This window comes from Flavobacterium hibernum, assembly GCF_000832125.1.
In the GTDB taxonomy this organism is placed as follows: domain Bacteria; phylum Bacteroidota; class Bacteroidia; order Flavobacteriales; family Flavobacteriaceae; genus Flavobacterium; species Flavobacterium hibernum.
This window is the reverse complement of the sequence record NZ_JPRK01000007.1, coordinates 18,457-41,947: the sequence shown is the minus strand read 5'-3', so window position 1 is coordinate 41,947 and position 23,491 is coordinate 18,457. Positions and strand designations below refer to the sequence as shown.

The following is a 23,491-nucleotide window of genomic DNA, read 5'->3' as shown; positions in this document are numbered from 1 at the left end:
TTTAAGTGAAAAACGCAAAGCTGTTTATAGTTATTTACTTATATTTGTTGACCTAAAAATAACCAAATAGTGACTCATATCAATAAGTTAAAAATATTCAATGATCCCATTTATGGGTTTATTTCCATCCCGAACGAACTTATTTACGATCTAATTCAGCACCCATATTTTCAGCGTTTACGCCGTATTTCACAAATGGGATTATCGTATTTAGTTTATCCCGGAGCCAATCACACGCGTTTTCATCATGCTCTGGGCTGTATGCATTTGATGCAGAAAGCCATTGAGACTCTTCGATTTAAAGGTGTAGCAATATCATCTGAAGAGGAGAATGCATTATTGATTGCTATTTTATTGCATGATATTGGTCACGGGCCGTTTTCGCATGCGATGGAAAAAAGTATTGTTGAAGATGTAAATCATGAAGCTATTTCATTATTGTTTATGAACCAGCTAAATGAAGAATTTGACGGGAAATTGAGTTTAGCGATTCAGGTTTTTAAAGGTGATTATCATAGGAAATTCATGTTGCAATTGATTTCAAGTCAATTAGATATGGATCGAATGGATTACTTAAAACGTGATAGCTTTTATACTGGTGTTGCCGAAGGAAATGTCAATTCTGAGCGTTTAATTCAAATGATGAATGTTGTTGATGGTACTTTGGTTATTGAGGAAAAAGGGATTTATTCAGTAGAAAAATTCTTGCTTTCAAGAAGATTGATGTATTGGCAGGCATATTTGCATAAAACAAGTTTAGTTGCCGAATTAATTTTGATGAAAGTGCTTAAAAGAGCAAAGGAATTAACATTAAAAGGAATAAATCTTCCTTGCAGTGAGCCTCTGTTGTATTTCATGAAAAATAAAATTACTCTCGAAAATTTTGACGCAGAGAAATTAGATTTGTTTTCTCAATTAGATGATTTTGATATTATTAGCGCTCTAAAAGCTTGGCAAAAACATAATGATTTTATACTTTCTACGTTAAGTAAAATGCTTATTAATAGAGATTTGTTAAAGATTAAATTAAGTGCAGAGAAAATTCCAATGGAAGAGTCTCAGTCTCTTAAAGAAGAATTTGCCGAAGTACATCATATTTCGCAATTAGAAGCCGGTTATTTTATTTTTAGGGGGAAAATAAAAAACCAAGCATACAGTAAAGAGGCAGAACCGATACGAATTTTGAAAAAAGACAAAACAATTGAAGATGTTGTTGAAGCATCTGATCAGCTGAATTTGAAATCGTTATCTAAGTTGGTGACAAAATATTACATCTGTTTTCCAAAACAACTTATATAAAATTAACATTTAAAATCTATTTTTTATATTTTTGTCGCAATGAAATTTACAGCAGAACAAATAGCAGAAATTTTAGAAGGAGAAGTTGTTGGGGATCCCAATGCAGAAGTTTCTCGGCTGTCTAAAATAGAAGAAGGTGAGGAAGGATCTCTTACTTTTTTGGCTAACCCGAAATATATCAACTACATATATAGTACAAAAGCATCAGTAACTATTGTTAATGATAGCTTTATACCAGAACAAGAAATTACCACAACTTTAATAAAAGTAGAAGATGCTTATGCCTCTTTTTCGAAGCTTTTGCATTTTTATAATCAAGTAAAATTGAATAAAAATGGAATCGAAACGAACTCTTTTATTACTGAAGGAACTAAATATGGTGAAAATTTATATTTAGGAAGTTTTAGTTATATAGGACAAAATGTGGTTTTAGGTAATAACGTAAAAATTTATCCAAACAGTTTTATTGGCGATAATGTTGTTATTGGCGATAATGTATATATTTTTGCAGGCGCTAAAATATATTCTGAAACTGTTATCGGAAATAATTGTACCATACATTCTGGAACAATTATAGGTGCAGATGGTTTTGGATTTGTTCCAAATGAAGAAGGAGTATATAGTAAAGTGCCGCAAATTGGAAATGTTATTATAGAAGATAATGTTGACATTGGTGCAAATACCACAATAGACAGAGCAACTCTTGGGTCTACTATTATTAGACAAGGAGTTAAATTAGACAATCAAATTCAGATTGCGCACAATGTAGAAATAGGTAAAAATACCGTAATCGCTGCACAATCTGGTGTTGCGGGTTCTACAAAAATTGGCGAAAACTGTATGATTGGCGGGCAAGTTGGTATCGCAGGTCACTTAGTTATAGGTAATAATGTTAGACTTCAAGCTCAATCAGGAGTAGCAAGAAACATTAAAGATGGAGAAATTTTACAAGGAACTCCATCACTTGGATATACAGATTTTAATAAATCGTATGTTCATTTTAAGAATTTGCCTAAGATTGTGGCCGAAATGGATGAATTAAAAAAACAAATAATAAACCCAAAAAATGGAAATAATGGTTAAACAGAAGACCATCAAGAATGAAATTTCACTAACAGGAGTTGGATTACACACTGGGAAAGAAGTTACAATGACTTTTAAACCAGCTCCAATTAATAATGGTTTCACTTTTGTAAGAGTAGATTTGCAAGGTCAACCAGTCATTGAGGCTGATGCTAATTATGTTGTTAATACGCAAAGAGGTACTAATTTAGAAAAATTAGGAGTTAAAATTCAAACTCCAGAGCATGTTTTAGCTGCATTAGTTGGATGTGATTTGGATAATGTTATTATAGAGTTAAATGCTTCAGAACTTCCAATTATGGATGGTTCTTCAAAATATTTTGTTGAAGCAATCGAAAAGGCAGAAATCGAAGAGCAAGATGCTAAACGTAATGTTTATGTGGTAAAAGAAGTGATCTCTTTTACAGATGAAACTACTGGAAGCGAGATTCTTGTTATGCCAAGTGATGATTATCAGGTAACTGCAATGGTTGATTTTGGTACTAAAGTTTTAGGTACTCAAAACGCAACTATGAAAAGTATAGCCGATTTTAAAGAAGAAATCGCTAATTCAAGAACTTTTAGTTTTTTACATGAGTTAGAGTCTCTTTTAGAAAACGGATTAATTAAAGGTGGAGATTTAAACAATGCTATTGTATATGTAGATAAAGAAATATCTGATGCTACAATGGAGAATTTAAAGAAAGCCTTTGGGAAAGATAAAATCTCTGTTAAACCAAATGGAGTTTTAGACAACCTTACTTTACACTATCCAAACGAAGCTGCAAGACATAAATTATTAGATGTTGTTGGAGATTTGTCATTAATTGGCGTTCGTATTCAAGGAAAAATTATTGCTAACAAGCCTGGGCATTATGTAAATACTCAGTTTGCTAAAAAAATGGCAAAAATTATTAAAATTGAGCAAAGAAACCATGTACCGGTTTATGATTTAAATCTTGAGCCATTAATGGATATTCATAAAATTATGGCTGTTTTACCACACAGACCTCCATTTTTATTAATCGATAGAATTATAGAAATGTCTGATAGTCATGTGGTTGGAATGAAAAATGTTACTATGAATGAAAATTTCTTCGTAGGACATTTTCCTGAAGCACCAGTTATGCCAGGAGTTTTAATTGTTGAAGCTATGGCGCAAACGGGAGGGATTTTAGTTTTAAGTACTGTTCCAGATCCTGAAAATTATTTAACATATTTCATGAAAATTGACAATGTTAAATTTAAACATAAAGTTTTGCCGGGTGATACCTTAATTTTTAAGTGTGAATTGATTTCACCAATTAGAAGAGGAATCTGTCACATGCAGGCAAATGCTTATGCAAACGGAAAATTAGTAACTGAGGCAGAATTGATGGCTCAAATTGCTAGAAAACAATAATAGTTTAATCAATTTTATTGTTTACGTTTGTTGCCCAAATTAGATTATTTTAATTATAAAATATAAAACTTACAGATGAATCAACCATTAGCATATGTTCATCCCGGCGCCAAAATCGCTAAAAACGTTGTAATAGAGCCTTTTACAACAATTCACAATAATGTTGTTATTGGTGATGGTACTTGGATTGGTTCAAATGTGACCATCATGGAAGGTGCTCGTATTGGTAAAAATTGTAATATTTTTCCAGGGGCTGTAATTTCTGCGGTGCCACAAGATTTAAAATTTGGCGGGGAGGATTCTCTTGCCATCATTGGAGATAATTGTACAATTAGAGAATGTGTTACTATAAATAGAGGTACAGTTGCGTCTGGACAGACAATTTTAGGTAATAACTGCTTGGTAATGGCTTACGCTCACATCGCACACGATTGTGAAATTGGAAATAATGCTATTATTGTAAACGGAGTTGCTTTGGCAGGTCACGTAGTTGTTGGAAATCACGCCGTTATTGGTGGTTTGGCAGCGATTCACCAATTTATTCATATTGGAGATCATGCTATGATTTCTGGTGGATCTTTAGTTAGAAAAGATGTTCCTCCTTATACAAAAGCAGCAAAAGAGCCGTTATCTTACGTAGGAATCAATTCAGTTGGTTTAAGAAGAAGAGGTTTTAGTACTGAAAAAATCAGAGAAATTCAGGAAATCTACAGAATCTTGTACCAAAAAAATTACAATACAACACAAGCTTTAAGTATTATTGAAGCTGAAATGGAAGCTACTCCTGAGAGAGATGAAATTTTAGATTTTATCAGAAATTCATCACGAGGAATTATGAAAGGTTATTCAGGAAATTATTAAAATAAAAGTTTAATTGTTTATTTGTTTAATCGTTTGATCGACTAAATAATTAAACGAATAAACGATTCAACAAAAATTAAATAAAATAAAAAAAAATGGCATCTACATCAGATATTAGAAACGGATTGTGTATTAAATTCAATCACGATATTTATAAAATCGTTGAATTTCTTCACGTAAAACCTGGAAAAGGTCCTGCTTTCGTAAGAACAAAATTAAGAAGTTTAACCACAGGAAGAGTATTAGATAATACATTTTCTGCAGGACATAAAATTGACGATGTGCGTGTAGAGACGCATAATTATCAGTTTTTATATGCTGAAGGAGATGAATTTCATTTTATGAATACAGAATCTTTTGAGCAAATTTCTTTGAATAAAAACATCTTGGATGCGCCAGGTCTATTAAAAGAAGGAACAAGCGTAATGGTTCAGGTTAATACTGAAACTGATTTGCCTTTATCTGTAGATATGCCATCTTCTGTAATTCTTGAAGTTACTTATGCTGAGCCAGGAGTAAAAGGAAATACAGCTACTAATGCTACAAAATCTGCTACGGTAGAAACAGGTGCAACTGTAAACGTTCCGTTGTTTATCAATGAAGGTGATAAAATTAAAATTGATACAGCTTCAGGTTCTTACATGGAGCGTGTAAAAGAGTAATTTTTAATTAGATAATTTGTCAATGAGTCAATTAGAAAATTAATGCATACGCAGAAATTGAATAGTTTTTATTTTCTAATTGACTCATTTTCTAATTGACACATTCTCTAATTGACAAATTTTCTAATTTAAATATATGAAATTTCCAAAGATTCATTCTTTACAAGAAATTGCAAATTTGCTTAACTGCGAATTTATAGGTGACCAAAACTTTCCCGTTTTAGGCATGAATGAAATACATGTTGTTGAACCAGGAGATATCGTTTTTGTTGATCATCCTAAATACTATGATAAAGCTTTACAATCAGCGGCTACTATTGTTTTAATAAACAAAAAAGTAGATTGTCCAGAAGGTAAAGCACTTTTGATTTCTGATGATCCTTTCAGAGATTTTAATACCCTAACCAAACATTTTCGACCTTTCCAAGCTACAAATGTGGCGATTGCTCTTTCTGCAACTATTGGAGAAGGAACGGTAATTCAGCCCAATTGTTTTATTGGTAACAACGTTACAATTGGTAAAAACTGCTTGATACATCCTAATGTTACTATTTACGATCATACTGTAATTGGAGATAGTGTAATGATTCACGCCGGAACTATTTTAGGTGCCGATGCTTTTTATTACAAAAAACGTCCAGATGGTTTCGATCAGTTAATTTCTGGCGGAAGAGTTGTTATTGAGGATAATGTTGGAATTGGTGCTCTTTGTACAATTGACAAAGGTGTTACAGGAGATACAACAATTGGCGAAGGAACAAAACTAGATAATCAAGTGCATGTTGGACATGACACGGTGATTGGAAAGAAATGTTTGATCGCTTCTCAAACTGGTATTGCCGGTTGTGTTGTTATTGAGGACGAAGTTACAATTTGGGGACAAGTAGGAACAACAAGCGGAATCACGATAGGAGCAAAGGCTGTTATTATGGGGCAAACTGGTGTTACTAAATCGGTTGAAGGTGGAAAATCTTATTTTGGAACTCCAATCGAAGAATCAAGAGAGAAGTTAAAACAATTGGCCAATATCAAAAAGATTCCTGAAATTTTAAATAAATTGAAGTAATATGTCTATAAAAGAATTTGTTCAAAAATTTTACAAGTCAGATGCCTTAATTGATAGCGAAATCATGAAAACTTACTTGCATACTGATGTAAAGTTAGATTGGCACAGCACCAAAGGATTAATCGAAATGGATCATAATTCGATGCTCGATATGGCAAATGAATTAAGTCGTGCTTATGTACGTTCCAAAGTTAGAATAAGTCATATTATTGCTGAAGATGATCTGGTTTCAATACGATATTCTCATTTTGTGAAAACGATTGAGAACCCTAGAGAAGAGATGTTGTTAGCCCATTTTGCTACTATTTGGCAAATAAAAGACGATAAATTATATCGTGGTTATCAAATGAGTCAATTTTCTTAATTTTTTTGAAGACAAAAAGGTTAAAATACGTTACAAAACCTTACTTTTGCATCACAATTTTAAAAACTACATAAAATATATATCATGAGTGTTTTAGTTAATAAAGATTCCAAAATAATTGTTCAAGGATTTACAGGAAGCGAAGGAACTTTCCACGCTTCTCAAATGATTGAGTACGGTACTAATGTTGTTGGTGGTGTTACTCCAGGAAAAGGAGGAACTAGCCATTTAGATCGTCCGGTTTTTAATACAGTTAAAGATGCTGTTGAGCAAGCTGGAGCTGATACATCTATCATTTTTGTTCCACCAGCTTTTGCTGCTGATGCAATTATGGAAGCTGCTGATGCTGGAATTAAAGTAATTATTGCTATTACTGAGGGAATTCCTGTAGCAGATATGATTAAAGCAAATAATTATGTTAAAGAAAGAAACTCTAGATTAATCGGGCCAAACTGTCCAGGAGTAATTACTCCAGGTGAAGCTAAAGTTGGTATTATGCCAGGTTTCGTTTTCAAAAAAGGAACAGTTGGTATCGTTTCTAAATCAGGAACTTTAACTTATGAAGCTGCAGACCAAGTTGTAAAACAAGGTTTAGGAATTACTACAGCTATTGGTATTGGTGGAGATCCAATTATTGGAACTACAACTAAAGAAGCTGTTGAATTATTGATGAACGATCCTGAAACTGAAATTATCATCATGATTGGTGAAATTGGAGGTCAATTAGAAGCTGATGCTGCTAAATGGGTTAGAGCTGATGGTAACCGTAAACCAGTTGTTGGTTTTATCGCTGGAGAAACTGCTCCTGCTGGTAGAACAATGGGTCATGCAGGTGCTATTGTAGGTGGTTCTGATGATACAGCTGCTGCTAAAAAACAAATTATGAGAGACAACGGAATTCACGTTGTTGATTCACCAGCTGAAATTGGTAAAAAAGTAAGAGAAGTACTTGGATAATCTCCAAATTTCAAAATAACAAATTCCCAAAAAGTCTCAATATTTTGTTGAGACTTTTTTACATTTTTAAAATGTCCGGAATATAATTTAAAACTTAGCAACTCAGATTCTCAGAACCTTAGAAGCTTAAAAAAGAAAAATATGAGTAAAGAATTAGAAAAGTTTAAAGTAAGCAACAGTTTTACTTTTACTATTGAAGACAGTTTAGAACAAGTTTGTAATGCTCCGGAAGGTGGTGCAGGAATATTTGTAGTTTATGCTGTTGAAGGTGATGCAAAAGAATTGATTATGGTTGGTTCTACAGGAACTGTTCAGAACGACGGGACTTTAAAAAGTAAAAATGGTGGTTTATATGATAAAATCGTAAACGGACACCAGTTCGCAAAAACAGGAAGAAAGTATTCGTGGCCAGCTCAAATGAAACTTGAAAGCATTGATGCTTTAGAAGTGGTTTGGTACGAAACTTTTAATGCTGACGTAAAAGCGATTCCAACTGCAGTTGAAGGACAAGTTTTGCAAAATTTCTTAGATGAAAATGCAAAATTACCTAGATGGAATGTAGCTTTCTAAAAGTTATTTTAAATTAGAATACAACAAAAGCCTTGCTATTAGCAAGGCTTTTGTTGTATTAAGAGTTTTAGATTATAATATGTTGAATTTAGGTTTATGTTTTAAAAACGGAAACAGACAAATGGACTTTTGGAGTAAGTTTTGTTAAAAAAAATAACAAAAATGATGGTGGTAAAATCTGACAATTTTGATGTTTATTCATATGTTGAAAAATAATAAAACTATGGCTAACCCCTAAGTAAATCAGTAAAAAGAGGCAGTTTTCGTACATTACGGAACTGCCTCTTTTGTGTAAAATAATTGGTTTTAAAAATTTGCTTTTATATATTTATCGCACAGAAGTAAAGGATAATGTTAAAAAACCGTATTCTTTATGTTAAAACCAAGAGCTTATTTTCAAGAATTCTACCCAAAATAAAATATGAATACCAAAACTTTACAATTTAAAACTTTTGACGACATTACGCTTTGGAATAACTTGAAAGATGGAAATGAAAAATCATTTTCGATATTATTCGAAAAATACTATGGAGATTTGGTTAATTACGGAAATTCACTTTCTCCTTATGCCGAAAAAGTGCAGGATTGTGTTCAGGACGTTTTCACGGATATTTGGGTGTATCGAAACGGATTACAAAGTTCTGTTGTTGTAAAAGCTTACCTATTGTCTAGCGTTCGTAAGCGAATTGCACGTTTGCACGAGCGCGATCATATTTTTCGTAAAGCTACTAGTACAGATTCTATCGCATTTCTTTTAGAATTCTCTGTAGAGCATGAGCTAATTGATGATGATTATGCTACAAAAGAAAAAGTAGTTCACCTGAATAAATTACTTAACGATTTGCCTGCTCGCCAGAAAGAAGCTCTGTATTTAAGATATCACCAAGGATTAACAGTGGAACAAATTGCCGATATGTTAGATGTAAATTACCAATCGGCTAGTAATCTCTTACATCGCGGTTTACTTACACTTCGCAAAGAATGGAAGGGGAGTATTTCGTTAATTATTCTACTATCTTCAACTGCATGTTAATTTTATTTTAAAAAAAAGTAAAAAAAATCACAATTTGGTGAGTATATAATAAGAAAGCTGTCCTCTATGTTTTTGTAACCTCATTTTTTAGATGCAAAAACGTAATAAATATACCGAAATAGAAGATTTTTTATCTGATGAATCATTTCAATCATGGATTTTATTTAAGATTGATGAAGATGGTTGGGAAGAATGGACTTTAGAGAATCGCCAACGTGCTAAGTTGGTAGAGGATGCCAGACTATTATTATTGGCAATGAAAGTTCCAGATTCGACTTTGTCTGCATCAGATATTCACAGCGCTTTACAAAATACTTGGATCAAAATTGAAGAGAAAGAAAATCTAAATGATTCAGTTGAAGATTCAAAAGTAAAATTTTTCAAAAAATATTTCATCAGAGGAGTTGCTGCAGCTTTAGTTTTCGGCTTAGCGTCAGTTTGGTTTTATGAAAATCATTTCGGACCAGAAAGTAAAGTAGTTACTTATAAAGAACTTATAGATGAAAATAGCGAAGGATTAGTTGAGCAAACTAATAATTCGGACAAACCGCAAATCATCACGTTATCTGATGGTAGTTCGGTTTTACTACAACCCAATAGCAAATTAAGTTATCCTAAAATCTTTACCGGAAACGAAAGAAAGGTGTATTTATCCGGCGAAGGTTTCTTTGAAATTAGTAAAAATCCTAAAAAGCCTTTTTTTGTTTATGCAAACGAAATCGTTACGAAGGTGGTTGGAACTAGTTTTAGAGTTAAAGCTTATTCTGATCAGCCTGATGTCGAAGTTCTTGTTCGCACCGGTAAAGTTAAGGTAAGATCTAATGATTTAGTTGCAAAGTCAGATCAAGAAGAAGTTGTTTTACTTCCTAATCAAGCATTACGTTTTGTGCGTAGTGAATTGAGTTTTAATAAAATTACAAACATTACCCAAGATCAGGCATTGACTCGTAATGTTGGAAATATTGAACAATTAAGTTTTGAGTTTACGGATATTCCTGTATCACAAATTTTCGAGACAATTGAGCAGGCTTACTTGGTGGATATCGATTATCCTAAAAACAAACTTAAAGATTGTCATCTTACTACGTCGCTTAGTGACCAGCCCTTAACGGAAAAGCTTAAAATTGTTTGTAATAGTATTGGCAATAACACCAGTTTTGAAATGAACGGAAATCAAATCATCATAACATCTGAAGGTTGTAATTAATCTAAGATAATATACAACTGTAATTGTATATATGATATTTGATTTGAAGTTTGAAATGAATTCTATTCTTTTTAAGAATAGGACAGAGCTTATTTTTTTAATTTTTAAAATAATAAGAGAATAGAAAATTAACCAAAACCAAATAAAACTAATAAAAATGCCTATGTAAAAGATAATGCAGTAAAAAAAAGTGCCGAAATGCTGTAACATTTTCGACACTTAAATTTATTGAATTGCTCTCTGTAAAGAGTAATTCATTAATGTTTCTTAAAATACACTCGAATCAGTATTAATCAAAACAAACCAAAATTATGAAAAAACCAGTTGTTAAACAACGATTACTCCATCGAATCATGAAAATAACACTATTTCAGTTTGTATTGGCACTTGTATTTTCAAGCGTGGCCATGGCAAATGATGTAAATGGGCAAAAAAAGTTAGATACAAAAGTTACTATCAATGTTGCGAATCTAACTTTAGACAATGCGTTGTCTAAATTAGAGAAATCTGCACATGTAAAATTTTCGTACAATTCAAGATTGCCTCAACTTAATCAAAAAGTTAGCATAGATGCAGACCAGGAAATTTTATCAAGTATTTTAAATCGAATTTTAATACCATTTAATATTACTTATACAGAAGTAAGCAATCAGATTGTGTTGCAAAAAAATGCTGCTGCAGCTCCTTTTGCAAATACTGAAGCTAATAATTCGTTATTCGAAATATTAACTGCAGGACCTGTTATTAAAGGTGTAGTTACAGATGCTACAGGTAGCCCGCTACCAGGCGCAACTGTATTAGTAAAAGGAACAAAAATCGCTGTCCTTACTGATTTTGACGGTAGATTTTCAATTGAAATGCCTACAAATAGTGACAGACTTGTGATTTCTTATGTTGGAATGGAGTCCAAAGAAATTGGCACAGGAAACGTTAACCCAACTATTGTTTTGAGTGAAGAAGGACAAAATTTAAAAGAAGTTGTTGTAACTACAGGATACGAAAAAACCTCTAAAAGAACTTTTACAGGAGCTATTAGTAAGATTTCAGGAACTGAATTAAAAGTTGATGGAGTAGTTGATGTAAGTAGAATGATTGAAGGTAAAGCGGCAGGGGTAACTGTACAAAACGTAACAGGAACATTTGGTACAGCTCCTAAAATTACAGTGCGTGGATCGTCTTCAATTTTTGGAGATACAAAACCATTATGGGTAATTGATGGTGTTGTTCAGGAAGATATTATCAATATTTCATTTGCTGATTTGGCTTCTGGAAATTCAGATACTTTATTAAGTTCATCTGTTGCAGGACTTAATGCAAACGATATTCAAAGTGTTGAGATTCTAAAAGATGCTTCTGCAACATCAATCTACGGTTCTAGATCGTTAAACGGAGTTGTAGTTGTTACTACTAAACAAGGACGTAGAGATTCGCCATTAAAAGTTACTTATAATTTAGAACAAACAGTTAGAAATGTACCAAGTTATACTCAATACGATATTTTGAATTCTCAAGAGTCAATGAGTATTTTTAAAGAAATGGAATCTAAAGGATTTTTAGATTTACCAAGTACAGTACAAGGAAGATACGGTGGTATTTACAATATATTAGGAAAAGCAATTAACACATATGTACCGGAAACTGGTGGGTATTTAGTAAATAATGATCCTGTGAGCCGTAATAATTTCCTAAAAAAATATGAGTTAGCTAATACAGATTGGTTTAGTGTTTTATTTAGACCATCTATTACACAAAATCACTCTTTAAGTTTTTCAGGAGGTGGTAAAAATAATACATTCTACGCATCATTAGGTTATTATACAGATCCAGGATGGACTATTGCTGATAATGTGAAACAATTATCATCAAACTTAAAAGGTACTTTTTATGTTAATGACAAATTGAACATTACATTATCTACGTTGGCTTCTATTAGAGATCAAGGTGCTCCAGGAACGTATGAAAGCCAAAAAGATGAAGTATTTGGAAAAGTAACTAGAGAATTTGATATCAACCCTTTTAGTTATGTTTTAAATACAAGTAGAACGCTAAGACCTTACGATGAAAAAGGGAATCTTGAATATTATCGTAATAACTGGGCACCAATGAATATTATAAATGAGTTAAAATCTAACTTTTTAGAAATTAAAGTAAAAGATATTCGTTTTCAGTTAGACTTAGATTACAAAATTACACCACATCTTACTTATAATTTGACAGGATCTGCTCGTTATGCAAATACTAGTAGAGAACATAAAATGTTAGAAAGTTCTAATGTTGTAGGTGCTTATAATGCAATGGAAACTACTATTGTAAGAGATCAAAATATCTTTTTATACAAAGATCCAAATGACTTAACTGCTCCAGCAGTTTCAGTTTTACCAAATGGTGGTTTCTTAAGAAAATATACAAATGATATGACTTCTTATAACATAAGAAATAGTGTTACTTATAGAAATATATTTAGCGAGAAGCATGAACTTGAAGGCTTTTTTGGTACTGAATTAAGATCTGTAGATAGAAGTAGTGATAATTTTACGGCAGCTGGACTTCAATATGATAGAGGACTTACATCTTTTACAGATCCTAGACTTATTGAAAAAATTATCAATGAAGGAAATTCTTATTATGCATTTAATGAGGAAAGAGAGCGTACTGTAGGTTTCTTCGGAAAAGTAGGATATACTTTTGATCGTCGTTATACAGCTTCTGTTACTGGACGTTATGACGGATCAAACAGACAAGGAAATAGCAATTCTTCTCGTTGGTTGCCTACTTACACATTTAGTGGAAAATGGAATGTTACTGAAGAAAAATTTATGAAAAATGTAAAAGCAATTAACAATTTAGCTTTAAGAGGATCTTATGGTTTAACTGCTACAGCTGGACCTGCAACAAACTCTTTAGCTATTTATAAAAGCTTTATATCAAATCGTTTAAATTTAGATGATAGAGAAACTGGAATCGAAATAGATCAATTACAAAATGGTGATTTAACTTGGGAAAAACAGTTTGAGACAAACATTGGATTAGATTTAGGAATGTTTAACAACAGAGTACAATTTGTTACTGATGTTTATCGTCGTAAGGCATTTGATTTAGTTGATTATGTAATTACATCAGGTATTGGAGGTCAAAGAATTAAGCAAGGAAACAATGCTAATATGGAGACTAAAGGTCTTGAAGTTGGTTTTACAACACAAAACATTGTTAGTCGTGATTTCAAATGGTCTACAACTCTTAACTTCTCAGTTTTCAAACAAGAGATTACAAAATTGGAGAATAAACCAACAGCTTTTGATTTAGTTGATGGAAATGGCGGGAATGCAATAGGACATCCTAGAAATTCCATTTTTTCTTATCAATTTACAGGATTGAATAATCAAGGTCTTCCTAGTTTTGTTATGGCTCCAGGTCAAGATAACAAAATTACAGGTGCTAATTTTCAAGACAATGATAATGTTACAAATTACTTGAAATATGAAGGTTCTATCGAGCCAAATAAATCAATTGGTTTAGCAAATACATTCACTTATAAAAATTGGTCATTATATGTTTTCTTCGTAGGATCAGGAGGTAACAAAGTTCGTTTGAATCCAGTTTATGATAGCAGATACGACGATTTAACAGTATTTACCAAAGAGTATACTAATCGTTGGATAAATCCAGGTGACGAAAATATTACTAATGTTCCAGTTATCGCAGATAAAAGACTAATTGAAAATTATGGAGGATCTAGTTTCTTACAAAGAGCCTATAATACATATAATTATTCTGATGTAAGAATTGCTGATGGTGATTTTGTTAGATTGAAAAACATCTCTTTAAGCTGGGAATTCCCTAAAGATTTCAAGAGAAAGTTAGGATTAAGCACTTTTACACTAAAAGGATCAGCAGTTAATCCTTGGTTAATTTATTCTGATAAAAGATTAAATGGTCAAGATCCTGAATTCCGAAATACAGGAGGAGTTGCTTTCCCAATCACTTCTCAGTATACTTTTACTTTAAATATTTCATTATAATATAATTAATTATGAAAAATATAAAAATAACACTTTCATTATTATTGATGATTAGTCTTAGCAGCTGTGATGAATTTCTTTCAGAAACTCCTGATAATAGAACCGAAATTAATACGGCAGATAAAATATCTGAACTATTGGTTAATGCCTATCCAAATGGAGGGACTTACATGGATTTTGCAGAAACAATGACTGACAATGTTGCTGATGGACAATTATCGGAATCTTTGCCAAAAAATACGCAAAACTATAATTGGGAAATGCAGGATGAAACTAATGTTGATACACAAACCAATTATTGGGATGCTTGTTATAGAGCAATTGCACATGCAAATAAAGCCTTGCAAGCTATTAACGAACTAGGAAATCCATCAAGTTTAAATCCTCAAAAAGGAGAAGCATTATTAGCCAGAGCTTACTCACATTTTATGCTAGTTTCATTTTGGTCTCAAAGATATAATCCTGCTACAGCTGATAAAGATTTAGGGATTCCATACGTGACTGAACCAGAAGAAGTTTTAATTAAAAAGTATACAAGAAATACAGTTAAAGAAGTTTTTGATTTTCTACAAAAAGATATCGAAGAAGGATTAAAACTAGTTGGTAATGATTATACTGAGCCTAAATTTCATTTTACAAAAGAAGCTGCTAACGCATTTGCTAGTCGTTTTTATTTAGTAAAGGGAGATTGGGATAAAGTTCTTGAAGTTTCAGCTGGATTGGGATCAAAACCAGTTGGAAAATTGAGAAATTATTTAGCTTTTACAAATTTAGATCCAAATGTGCAGTTTATAGAGTATGCAAAAGCAACAGAGCCTGCGAATTTATTAATAGTATCTGCATATTCAATTTATGCTAGAGCAAGTAGTCGTAACAGATTTTATTTAGCTGGAGACAGAAGTGCAAATATTTTAGGAAGTTCAACTAACATTTTTGGAAAAACATGGTTATACAAAACTTATTCTTATAATAGTAGTATGACAGTTTTCTCACCAAAATTCAAAGAATACTTCAAATACACAAATTTAACTGCAAATATTGGACAGCCTTATTTAGGAACAGTATTATTATCTAATGATGAATTCTATTTAAATAGAATAGAAGCACTTGTCATGAAAAATAGAATTGCAGAAGCAAATACTGAATTAGAATATTTCTTTGGCACTAGAACTACTGGATACAATGCTGCAACAGATAAGCTTACTGAGGCAAAAGTTGTTGATAAATACCCAGTTATTGATAATGAGTATACTCCTTATTATGCAATGACTCCAGTACAAACATCTTATGTTAAAGCAATTGCCGAGACTAGAAGAAGAGATTTTATTCATGAAGGAATTAGATATTTTGACATGAAACGTTTTAATATTGAAGTAATTCATGAAACATTTGGTAAACCAGCAAACACTTTGATTAAAGATGATAAACGAAGAGCATTGCAAATTCCTCTAAGTGCATCAAGTAACGGAGTAGAGAAAAATCCTAGATAAAACTAAACTTAAAGTATTATGAAAATAGTAAATACATATAAAAAGATAGCAGTATTTGTTGGGGTTTTAACCTTGGCATCTTGCGCACATGAGGATCAACCAACAGAAAGTCAATTAGATTTTAATCAACCTCTTAGAACAGAATTAGATAAGTGGATTGACACCAATTATCTTGTTCCTTACAATATAAACGCACAGTACAAATGGAATCAAAATACAGTAGATAATACGAGGTTTTTATTCCCTCCAACCCTTGATAAAGTACAACCGGCATTAGAAATTGTTAAGCAAATTTGGCTAGCAAGTTACGCAACGGTTGGAGGAGCTGACTTTGTTAAAAAAATTGCTCCAAGAGAAATTGTATTAGTAGGAGGAGTTAATTCAAACTCAAACGGTACCAGAACTTTGGGGATTGCCGAAGGAGGACAAAGGATAACACTTTTTGAAGTAGATAACATCAACAAGAAAAACCGTGCTATAGTTGCAGAGTTTATTCATACCATTCAACATGAGTATGTTCATATTTTAAATCAAAATAAGCCTTTTGATGAACAAGCTTGGGGAAAAATAACACCTTCGGGATATACAGCTACATGGCATTTAGAAACAACAGCTGCGTCTAGAGAGTTAGGTTTTATTACTAATTATGCGAGAGCAAACGCCGTCGAAGATTTTGCAGAAACGGCTTCAATCATTTTAATTAGTACAAAAGCTGAATATGCTGCAATATTGGCAAGTATAACAAGTGCAAAAGGAAGAGCAGATATCCAGAGAAAAGAAGCAATAGTAGTTCAGTATTTTAAAGATGCTTTTAATATGGACTTTTATGCTTTGAGAGACGAAGCTGAAAAAAATACCACTTATGTTATAAATAATTAATAATTATTCAACAATTGTAAAATTTTAAAAGAAGTGTTATGAAAATAAAAAATATACTCAAGTATTTAGTGGTTGCATCACTTGCAATTCAACTAACGGCTTGTACAGAAACAGAGGTTGAGCAAAAGTTTGATGCAACACCCACAGAGCGACTAAATGCGAGAAAAACTGAATTGCAACAGGTTTTACCAACCTCAGAGTTTGGATGGAAAGCGGTTTATTTTACAGATAATAAACAATTGGGAGGATTTACACATTTATTCAAGTTTACTCCTGATGGAAAAGTAGATATGGCTTCTGATTTTAATACAGATACGAAAATCTATACAAGTGACTATGGTATTCAGTTAGGAAGCACAGTAAGTTTGGTGTTTACTACAAAAAATAGAATACACTTATTGTCTGACTCTAATCCTGCAGCAGCTCCAACCGCTGCGCTAGTTGGAAAAGGATATTTAGGAGACTTTCAATTTCTGTACTACGGACAAGAAAATGGTGAGCTTATCTTTAAAACAAATAGAAACGGTCAAGAAGTGCGTTTTGCAAAAGCAACAGCTCAGGATTGGACTGATTTACCTAAAAACTTTTTAATGATTCCTAATGTAATTGGAAGAAATGTTTATGGAGCAAATAGAGGTTTAGAAATTATCGATGGTACAACCAAGAAAACGTATGATTTTAATCCATTTACTACAATAACACGATTTACAAATTATACTAATGCGACTGAAGTTAATGGACTTGGTATTGGATATTCGCCAACTGGTATTGTGGTTAGTCCAGCTATCACAGTTGGAGAGCAAAAATTAAGTAATTTCGTTTATAATAGTACCAATGGAAGTTTTACTGCCACAGGAACTAACGGAGTAAGCGCATCAATTAAGTATTCTGATACTCCATTCGTAATTTCAGATGATTATAAAAATTTCGCGCCAGGTCAGCCGCAAAAAGTAGTAGGATATATTGCTCCAAATTTAACTGCTGCACAAAGTAATTCAGTATTGTGTAGAACTTTATTAGATAAAATAAACGCGGGATTACCAGCTACTCAGTCAATAGCTAGAGTTCAAGTTATATTTAACAATGCAGTTAATGGTACTTATATTCAATACCTATTTAATGGAGGAAAAGCGACGATAACGCACTTTGTAACTACAAAAGTAAACGATACCAATAAGACTATCGTTTTAACAGATGCTGGATGGACGCACAATGCTGCTACAATAGCGATCTTAAAGGATATTGATGCACAACTTACAAATCCTGATGGACTGTATATCAAAAAAGAAGCTTTCACAATTGTGGCTTCTAATAAAATATATACACTTGCAAATGCATCAAATAATGGGTTTAGAATAACAGCTTATCAATTGTAAGTTTAGTTAAAAAAAGTGAATCTAGTGAAGAAATATATTACACCAACAAGCATTATCTTTTTATGGGGATTAATACTTTTAACTATTTCTGAATGGTATTATGACTACACAAGATATTTTTTATACTTGTCAATTATAGTAATCGTTCCAATAATGATTATTAATCTTAAAAAACAGAGAAAAGAAGATCAACGTAATGATACAAATGTTTTTAAAAATTCAATTTTAAGAATGTTATTTATGGCTGTTGTAATAGGAATTTTGTTCTTTTTAGCAGAGCAAAATCACATGTAATCATTTTAGTTTTTTTTATATTTTGGATAAAAGGCAGTTCATTTTTTGAACTGCCTTTTTTTTATTTAAGAATAAGATTATATTTTTTAAATTTAAAAGAAAAATATTCTTATATTTATTGCTGATAATGAGATGAGTATGTCTTTTTTTAGTCTGAAACTCAACAGACTCAAAACGATTGAGGATGCAAACATCAAACAACCTAATTATTATGTTAAAAACAATTTTAAATTTTAAAGATGTAGAGGTTTTAAGCAGAAATCAACAATTAAATATTGTTGGAAAACAGATTGTGGCTCTTTGTAAAAATTGGGCTCCTATAGGTGCAAGTGCAGTAAATTATCCTAATTATCCATGTGCAGAGTTAGATGAGCCAATGCCAGATCCAATTGAGGCACCATCATTTGATTTTTAGTTTATTAAAAATGAAAGATAAAAGACCGTTTCGTTATTTTCGAAACGGTTTCTTTTTTTGCGAGTACTTTTAAAAGTATCGAAGTTCTTATATTTTATACTATTGTTATTTTTTTAAAAAGGGAATTATCATATATTTGACAAGTCATTCTTAGCCCTGCTAGATCGTAATCAGTAGAAATGAAAATTCTTTTGTTTTTATCTTTACTATTTATAAAAGATTGAATATGAGATACAGGTCGCTATAAATAATTATTAAAATTAATTTTGAATATGAAATTACTAGAAGGAAAAGTTGCCATTATTACAGGAGCTAGTCGTGGAATTGGAAGAGGAATTGCAGAAGTTTTTGCTAAAAACGGAGCAAACGTTGCTTTTACATACAGTTCATCTGTAGCATCTGCAGAAGCACTTGAGGCTGAATTGAACGCTTTAGGAATTAAAGCAAAAGGATACCAATCAAATGCGGCAGATTTTAATGAAGCGCAAACTTTTGTTGAAGCTGTTTTAGCAGATTTTGGAACAGTTGATATTTTAATTAACAACGCCGGAATTACAAAAGATAATTTATTGATGCGTATGTCAGAAGCTGATTTTGATCAAGTTATTGATGTAAACTTAAAGTCAGTATTCAATATGACTAAAGCAATTCAAAAAACTTTCTTGAAACAACGCGCTGGTTCAATAATTAATATTAGTTCAGTAGTAGGAGTTTCTGGAAACGCGGGACAAACTAACTATGCTGCTTCAAAAGCAGGTGCAATTGGTTTTACAAAATCAGTAGCATTAGAGTTAGGTTCTCGTAATATTCGTTGCAATGCAATCGCTCCAGGTTTTATCGAAACTGAAATGACAGCAAAATTAAACGAAGATGTAGTAAAAGGTTGGAGAGAAGGAATTCCGTTAAAAAGAGGAGGAACAGCAGAAGATGTTGCAAATGCTTGTCTTTTCTTAGCTTCAGATATGAGTGCTTACGTTACAGGACAAGTACTTAATGTTTGCGGAGGAATGCTTACCTAAAAAATAAAGTCTCAGTTTACGGTTTTCAGTTTGCACTGATAACTAAAACGATCTAAAAATTTCAGTTTACGGTTTTCAGTTATTTCTGATTACTGAAAACTGCCACTGAAAACTATAAAATATGACTACAAACACGATTCTATTATTATTACTTTCTTTAGTAATAGCGGGTGGGTTATCGTATTTTCAATATTTTTTTAAAGCCAAAAATAAATCCAAAGTGATTTTGTTTTTGGCTTTTTTACGTTTTCTGGCCATTTTTGGACTATTGGTTTTGTTGATAAACCCAATAATGACCAAAAAATCATTAGAAATAACCAAAACACCTTTAGCAATTGCAGTAGACAATTCAAGTTCAATTACAGCTTTAAAATCTGATAAAAAAGCAGAGGAATTGTACAACAAACTAATTTCAAATCCTGCATTAAAAGAAAAATTTGAAATTCAATCCTATCAATTTGATGCCGATTTTAAACCTTTAGACAAATTTGATTTTAAAGGAAAGCAAACCAATCTTGACGAAGTTGCCAAGAATTTAAAAAGCATCAACAAAAATCTGATTTTCCCAACCGTTATAATAACAGACGGAAATCAAACTACAGGAAATGATTATGTATATCGTTTTGATCCTGCTAATAAAGTTTATCCTTTGGTTGTGGGAGATACAACCACTTTTTTAGATTTAAAAATAAATCAGTTAAACGTAAACAAATACGCATTTCATAAAAATAAATTCCCTGTTGAAGTTTTTCTGCAATATGCAGGTGATAAAACTGTAAATGCCGATTTTACAATTGCGCAAGGAAACTCAATTATTGCCAAAGAAAAAGTTTCTTTTTCACCATCAAAAAAAATAGCAACACTAAATTTACTTTTGCCGGCTGATAAAGTTGGTTTGCAAATTTTTAAAGCCAGTATTTCATCCAATTCAAAAGAAAAAAACAGCTACAACAATATCAAGAATTTTGCTGTCGAAATCATTGATCAAAAGTCTACGATTGCTATCGTTTCATCAATAAATCATCCGGATATTGCCGCATTAAAACGTTCTATTGAAGTTAATGCACAACGTAAAGTGATTTTGGTTGAACCAAATGAAATTAGTCAATTACAAGATGTGTCAGTATTGGTTTTATATCAGCCAACAACTGCATTCAAAGCAATTTTCGATAATAATAAATTAGCAGGAACTAATACATTTATAATTACCGGAACAAATACTGATTTTAATTTACTGAACCAACAGCAAAACAATTTAGTCTTCAAAATGAGTAGTCAAAAAGAAGATTATTTATCTGAATTTCAATCACAGTTTAATTTGTTTGCGATAGATAATATAGGTTTTGAGAATTTTCCGCCACTTCAAAATTTATTCGGAACAATAACAACAAACGGAAACGTATCCGTTTTGCTTTCGTCAAAAATTAGAAACGTTGCTACAAATGCTCCATTATTGGCTTTCGCCGAAAATCAAGGAAAACGTACCGCTTTTCTTTTAGGAGAAAACAGTTGGAAATGGCGTTTGCAAAGTCATATCGATAATCAATCCTTCGAGAAATACGATGTTTTTATAGATAAAATCATTCAGTATTTGGCATCGACAACATCTCGAAAATCTTTAGTTGTAACACACGAAAGTTTTTATAATTCGGGCGAAGCAATCGAAATTAATGCACAATACTTCAACAAAAATTACGAGTTTGAAGAAAAAGCAAGACTAACAATTACAGTTATAAACGCAGAAACCAAACAAACCAAAAACTACGATTTACTAAAAGGTAATAATTCTTTCTCTGTAAATCTAGATGGATTATCTACAGGGAAATATAATTTTATTGTAAAAGAACTAAATACAAATACATCATATTCAAGTCATTTTGAGATATTAGATTTTGATATCGAAAAACAGTTTGTAAATCCTGACGTTGTAAAATTGAAACAATTGGCTTTGCAAACTAACGGAAAAGCGTTCTTTGAGAATCAAGCCGATGATTTGATTCAGCAACTACTAGAAAACAAAGAATACAAATCTATTGAGAAAAATGTTTCGACCAAAACACCTTTAATTGACTGGGTTTGGTTATTGGTCTTAATAGCTATTTTATTAACTACAGAGTGGTTTATTAGAAAGTATAATGGGTTACTCTAAATAGTAACAAAGGTTTAGAGTAACAAAGGTTCAAAGTTTTTGCTTAACTTGAATTATCTATAAATAGACGCGGATGATACAGATTTACAAAAGTAAAGCCGCGGATTAAAAACTGATTTAAAAATAATCAAAAATAAAATCCGTTTAATCCGTGTTTTCGCTTTAGCGAATCCGCATAATCCGCGTTCTTTTAGCAAAGTGTTAGATAGAAATTAACGAATAAACGCGAATTTTTTACTGAATAGAATTCATGTGATTTGTTGAATAGCTTTCAGTTTTAGATAAATATTGAAAACTAATTCTACTATTATGTTTATAATTTATAAAAGTATTCTTAGTGTAACTTTGTGAATTCTTCGTGAATCTTTGCGATACAATTATAATACAAAGTTTTGCTTAACTTGTAACTTGAAACATGAAATAAAAAAAACTAATACAATGGATTTCAGGCTAAAAGTATTTTACACCGTCGCGCTCCGCCTTAATTTTACTAAAGCGGCAACGGAACTTTATATCTCGCAGCCAGCCGTTTCTAAGCATATCCAAGAACTTGAAGAAACCTATAAAACAAAGCTTTTTGAGCGAAATGGTTCTAAAATCGCTTTAACTCCCGCAGGCGAAATTTTATTAAAGCACACCAAAAATATATTCGAAATCTATCGTGAAATCGACTTTGATATGAGTTCTTTTAGTAAAGAACGCCAAGGATTATTAAGACTTGGGGCAAGCACAACCATTTCGCAATATATTATCTCGCCAGTTTTGGCTCGTTTTCATCAAAAGCAAAAAGACATAAAAGTCAATTTACTGAATGGAAATACAGAACAAATTGAAAACGCACTAATTAATAAAGAAATCGAAATTGGAATTGTTGAAGGACAATCTAAAAATCAGTCCATTAAATATATACCGTTTTTAAAAGACGAATTGGTTTTGGTTTGTAACACCAAAAATCCTTTTGTAAAACAAAATGAAATTTCGCTTGACGATTTAAAAACAATGAAATTCATAACTCGAGAACGTGGATCAGGAACACTTGAAGTTATAGAATATGCTCTCAAACAAGTCGATTTTAAAATCACAGATTTGCAAATCGAAATGCAATTGGGAAGTACAGAAAGCATAAAATCATATTTATTAAATTCAGATTGTTTTGCTTTTATGTCAATACATGCAGTAGATAAAGAACTTAAAAACAACGAGCTTATAGTTCTGGATGTAGAGAAATTATCAATCGAAAGATATTTTTACATCATTACTTTATTAGGTAAGTCAGATTCTTTATCCGAGTTATTTATTCAGAATATTTCCTCTTACTATAACTTAGAGTTATAGTTGATTGTAATTTACAATTGGCGTTTACCGTA

The 23,491-nt window shown here is 31.9% G+C and carries 20 protein-coding genes; all 20 read left to right on the top strand.

Annotated elements, in window-relative coordinates; all coding sequences use genetic code 11:
- The first annotated feature begins 69 nt into the window (after window positions 1–69).
- A complete protein-coding gene (locus IW18_RS07435; RefSeq protein WP_041516966.1) occupies window positions 70–1,299 on the top strand; it encodes an HD domain-containing protein in 1,230 nt (409 codons plus the stop codon).
- A 39-nt stretch (window positions 1,300–1,338) separates the two neighbouring features.
- Window positions 1,339–2,382 (top strand): UDP-3-O-(3-hydroxymyristoyl)glucosamine N-acyltransferase, encoded by a 1,044-nt coding sequence (gene lpxD, locus IW18_RS07430; RefSeq protein WP_041516965.1) that lies wholly within the window; start codon window positions 1,339–1,341, stop codon window positions 2,380–2,382.
- Window positions 2,375–3,763 carry a bifunctional UDP-3-O-[3-hydroxymyristoyl] N-acetylglucosamine deacetylase/3-hydroxyacyl-ACP dehydratase gene (locus tag IW18_RS07425; protein WP_041517281.1) on the top strand — a complete coding sequence of 463 codons (1,389 nt, stop codon included), beginning with the start codon at window positions 2,375–2,377 and terminating at the stop codon, window positions 3,761–3,763. Before lpxD ends, IW18_RS07425 begins: the two co-directional genes overlap by 8 nt.
- A gap of 75 nt (window positions 3,764–3,838) precedes the next feature.
- Window positions 3,839–4,624 carry an acyl-ACP--UDP-N-acetylglucosamine O-acyltransferase gene (gene lpxA / locus IW18_RS07420; protein ID WP_029270176.1) on the top strand — a complete coding sequence of 262 codons (786 nt, stop codon included), beginning with the start codon at window positions 3,839–3,841 and terminating at the stop codon, window positions 4,622–4,624.
- A 95-nt stretch (window positions 4,625–4,719) separates the two neighbouring features.
- The gene (efp, locus tag IW18_RS07415; protein ID WP_035624093.1) at window positions 4,720–5,286 is read left to right on the top strand and encodes an elongation factor P; all 567 of its coding nucleotides are present in this window, start codon (window positions 4,720–4,722) and stop codon (window positions 5,284–5,286) included.
- A 136-nt stretch (window positions 5,287–5,422) separates the two neighbouring features.
- Window positions 5,423–6,352 (top strand): UDP-3-O-(3-hydroxymyristoyl)glucosamine N-acyltransferase, encoded by a 930-nt coding sequence (locus tag IW18_RS07410; protein WP_041516964.1) that lies wholly within the window; start codon window positions 5,423–5,425, stop codon window positions 6,350–6,352.
- A gap of 1 nt (window position 6,353) precedes the next feature.
- Complete coding sequence (locus IW18_RS07405; RefSeq protein ID WP_041516963.1) at window positions 6,354–6,716, top strand: hypothetical protein; 363 nt, start codon at window positions 6,354–6,356, stop codon at window positions 6,714–6,716.
- 84 nt (window positions 6,717–6,800) lie between these two features.
- Window positions 6,801–7,673: a succinate--CoA ligase subunit alpha gene (gene sucD / locus IW18_RS07400; protein ID WP_041516962.1), complete on the top strand. Its 873-nt coding sequence runs from the start codon at window positions 6,801–6,803 to the stop codon at window positions 7,671–7,673.
- A gap of 141 nt (window positions 7,674–7,814) precedes the next feature.
- Entirely contained in the window at window positions 7,815–8,243 is a 429-nt protein-coding gene (locus IW18_RS07395; RefSeq protein WP_041516961.1) for a hypothetical protein, read from the top strand.
- Between the two features lie 421 nt (window positions 8,244–8,664).
- The gene (locus IW18_RS07390; RefSeq protein ID WP_041516960.1) at window positions 8,665–9,276 is read left to right on the top strand and encodes an RNA polymerase sigma factor; all 612 of its coding nucleotides are present in this window, start codon (window positions 8,665–8,667) and stop codon (window positions 9,274–9,276) included.
- 91 nt (window positions 9,277–9,367) lie between these two features.
- The gene (locus IW18_RS07385) at window positions 9,368–10,483 is read left to right on the top strand and encodes a FecR family protein (RefSeq protein WP_041516959.1); all 1,116 of its coding nucleotides are present in this window, start codon (window positions 9,368–9,370) and stop codon (window positions 10,481–10,483) included.
- A gap of 311 nt (window positions 10,484–10,794) precedes the next feature.
- On the top strand, window positions 10,795–14,502 hold the full coding sequence (locus IW18_RS07380; RefSeq protein WP_041516958.1) for a SusC/RagA family TonB-linked outer membrane protein: 3,708 nt from the start codon (window positions 10,795–10,797) through the stop codon (window positions 14,500–14,502).
- A gap of 11 nt (window positions 14,503–14,513) precedes the next feature.
- On the top strand, window positions 14,514–15,992 hold the full coding sequence (locus IW18_RS07375) for a RagB/SusD family nutrient uptake outer membrane protein (RefSeq protein ID WP_052480112.1): 1,479 nt from the start codon (window positions 14,514–14,516) through the stop codon (window positions 15,990–15,992).
- An 18-nt stretch (window positions 15,993–16,010) separates the two neighbouring features.
- On the top strand, window positions 16,011–16,871 hold the full coding sequence (locus IW18_RS07370) for a zinc-binding metallopeptidase (protein WP_041516956.1): 861 nt from the start codon (window positions 16,011–16,013) through the stop codon (window positions 16,869–16,871).
- A 38-nt stretch (window positions 16,872–16,909) separates the two neighbouring features.
- Entirely contained in the window at window positions 16,910–18,247 is a 1,338-nt protein-coding gene (locus tag IW18_RS07365) for a DUF4302 domain-containing protein (protein ID WP_041516955.1), read from the top strand.
- A gap of 24 nt (window positions 18,248–18,271) precedes the next feature.
- Entirely contained in the window at window positions 18,272–18,541 is a 270-nt protein-coding gene (locus IW18_RS23100) for a hypothetical protein (RefSeq protein ID WP_123902606.1), read from the top strand.
- A 184-nt stretch (window positions 18,542–18,725) separates the two neighbouring features.
- Entirely contained in the window at window positions 18,726–18,956 is a 231-nt protein-coding gene (locus IW18_RS07360) for a hypothetical protein (RefSeq protein WP_041516954.1), read from the top strand.
- 272 nt (window positions 18,957–19,228) lie between these two features.
- Entirely contained in the window at window positions 19,229–19,975 is a 747-nt protein-coding gene (gene fabG / locus IW18_RS07355) for a 3-oxoacyl-[acyl-carrier-protein] reductase (protein WP_041516953.1), read from the top strand.
- 121 nt (window positions 19,976–20,096) lie between these two features.
- Window positions 20,097–22,124, top strand: coding sequence for a hypothetical protein (locus IW18_RS07350; protein WP_041516952.1), 2,028 nt, complete (start codon window positions 20,097–20,099; stop codon window positions 22,122–22,124).
- Between the two features lie 438 nt (window positions 22,125–22,562).
- Window positions 22,563–23,459, top strand: a complete 897-nt coding sequence (locus IW18_RS07345) for a LysR family transcriptional regulator (RefSeq protein WP_041517280.1) — start codon at window positions 22,563–22,565, stop codon at window positions 23,457–23,459.
- Window positions 23,460–23,491: the final 32 nt, after the last annotated feature.

Coding starts and splice junctions, on each gene's coding strand:
- IW18_RS07375 (WP_052480112.1), top strand. CDS start 14,514: ATGAAAAATATAAAAATAACACTTTCATTATTATTGATGATTAGTCTT.
- IW18_RS07345 (WP_041517280.1), top strand. CDS start 22,563: ATGGATTTCAGGCTAAAAGTATTTTACACCGTCGCGCTCCGCCTTAAT.
- IW18_RS07350 (WP_041516952.1), top strand. CDS start 20,097: ATGACTACAAACACGATTCTATTATTATTACTTTCTTTAGTAATAGCG.
- IW18_RS07365 (WP_041516955.1), top strand. CDS start 16,910: ATGAAAATAAAAAATATACTCAAGTATTTAGTGGTTGCATCACTTGCA.
- lpxA (WP_029270176.1), top strand. CDS start 3,839: ATGAATCAACCATTAGCATATGTTCATCCCGGCGCCAAAATCGCTAAA.
- IW18_RS07380 (WP_041516958.1), top strand. CDS start 10,795: ATGAAAAAACCAGTTGTTAAACAACGATTACTCCATCGAATCATGAAA.
- fabG (WP_041516953.1), top strand. CDS start 19,229: ATGAAATTACTAGAAGGAAAAGTTGCCATTATTACAGGAGCTAGTCGT.
- IW18_RS07410 (WP_041516964.1), top strand. CDS start 5,423: ATGAAATTTCCAAAGATTCATTCTTTACAAGAAATTGCAAATTTGCTT.
- IW18_RS07395 (WP_041516961.1), top strand. CDS start 7,815: ATGAGTAAAGAATTAGAAAAGTTTAAAGTAAGCAACAGTTTTACTTTT.
- IW18_RS07390 (WP_041516960.1), top strand. CDS start 8,665: ATGAATACCAAAACTTTACAATTTAAAACTTTTGACGACATTACGCTT.
- IW18_RS07385 (WP_041516959.1), top strand. CDS start 9,368: ATGCAAAAACGTAATAAATATACCGAAATAGAAGATTTTTTATCTGAT.
- efp (WP_035624093.1), top strand. CDS start 4,720: ATGGCATCTACATCAGATATTAGAAACGGATTGTGTATTAAATTCAAT.
- IW18_RS07425 (WP_041517281.1), top strand. CDS start 2,375: ATGGTTAAACAGAAGACCATCAAGAATGAAATTTCACTAACAGGAGTT.
- IW18_RS07405 (WP_041516963.1), top strand. CDS start 6,354: ATGTCTATAAAAGAATTTGTTCAAAAATTTTACAAGTCAGATGCCTTA.
- IW18_RS07360 (WP_041516954.1), top strand. CDS start 18,726: ATGCAAACATCAAACAACCTAATTATTATGTTAAAAACAATTTTAAAT.
- IW18_RS07370 (WP_041516956.1), top strand. CDS start 16,011: ATGAAAATAGTAAATACATATAAAAAGATAGCAGTATTTGTTGGGGTT.
- sucD (WP_041516962.1), top strand. CDS start 6,801: ATGAGTGTTTTAGTTAATAAAGATTCCAAAATAATTGTTCAAGGATTT.
- lpxD (WP_041516965.1), top strand. CDS start 1,339: ATGAAATTTACAGCAGAACAAATAGCAGAAATTTTAGAAGGAGAAGTT.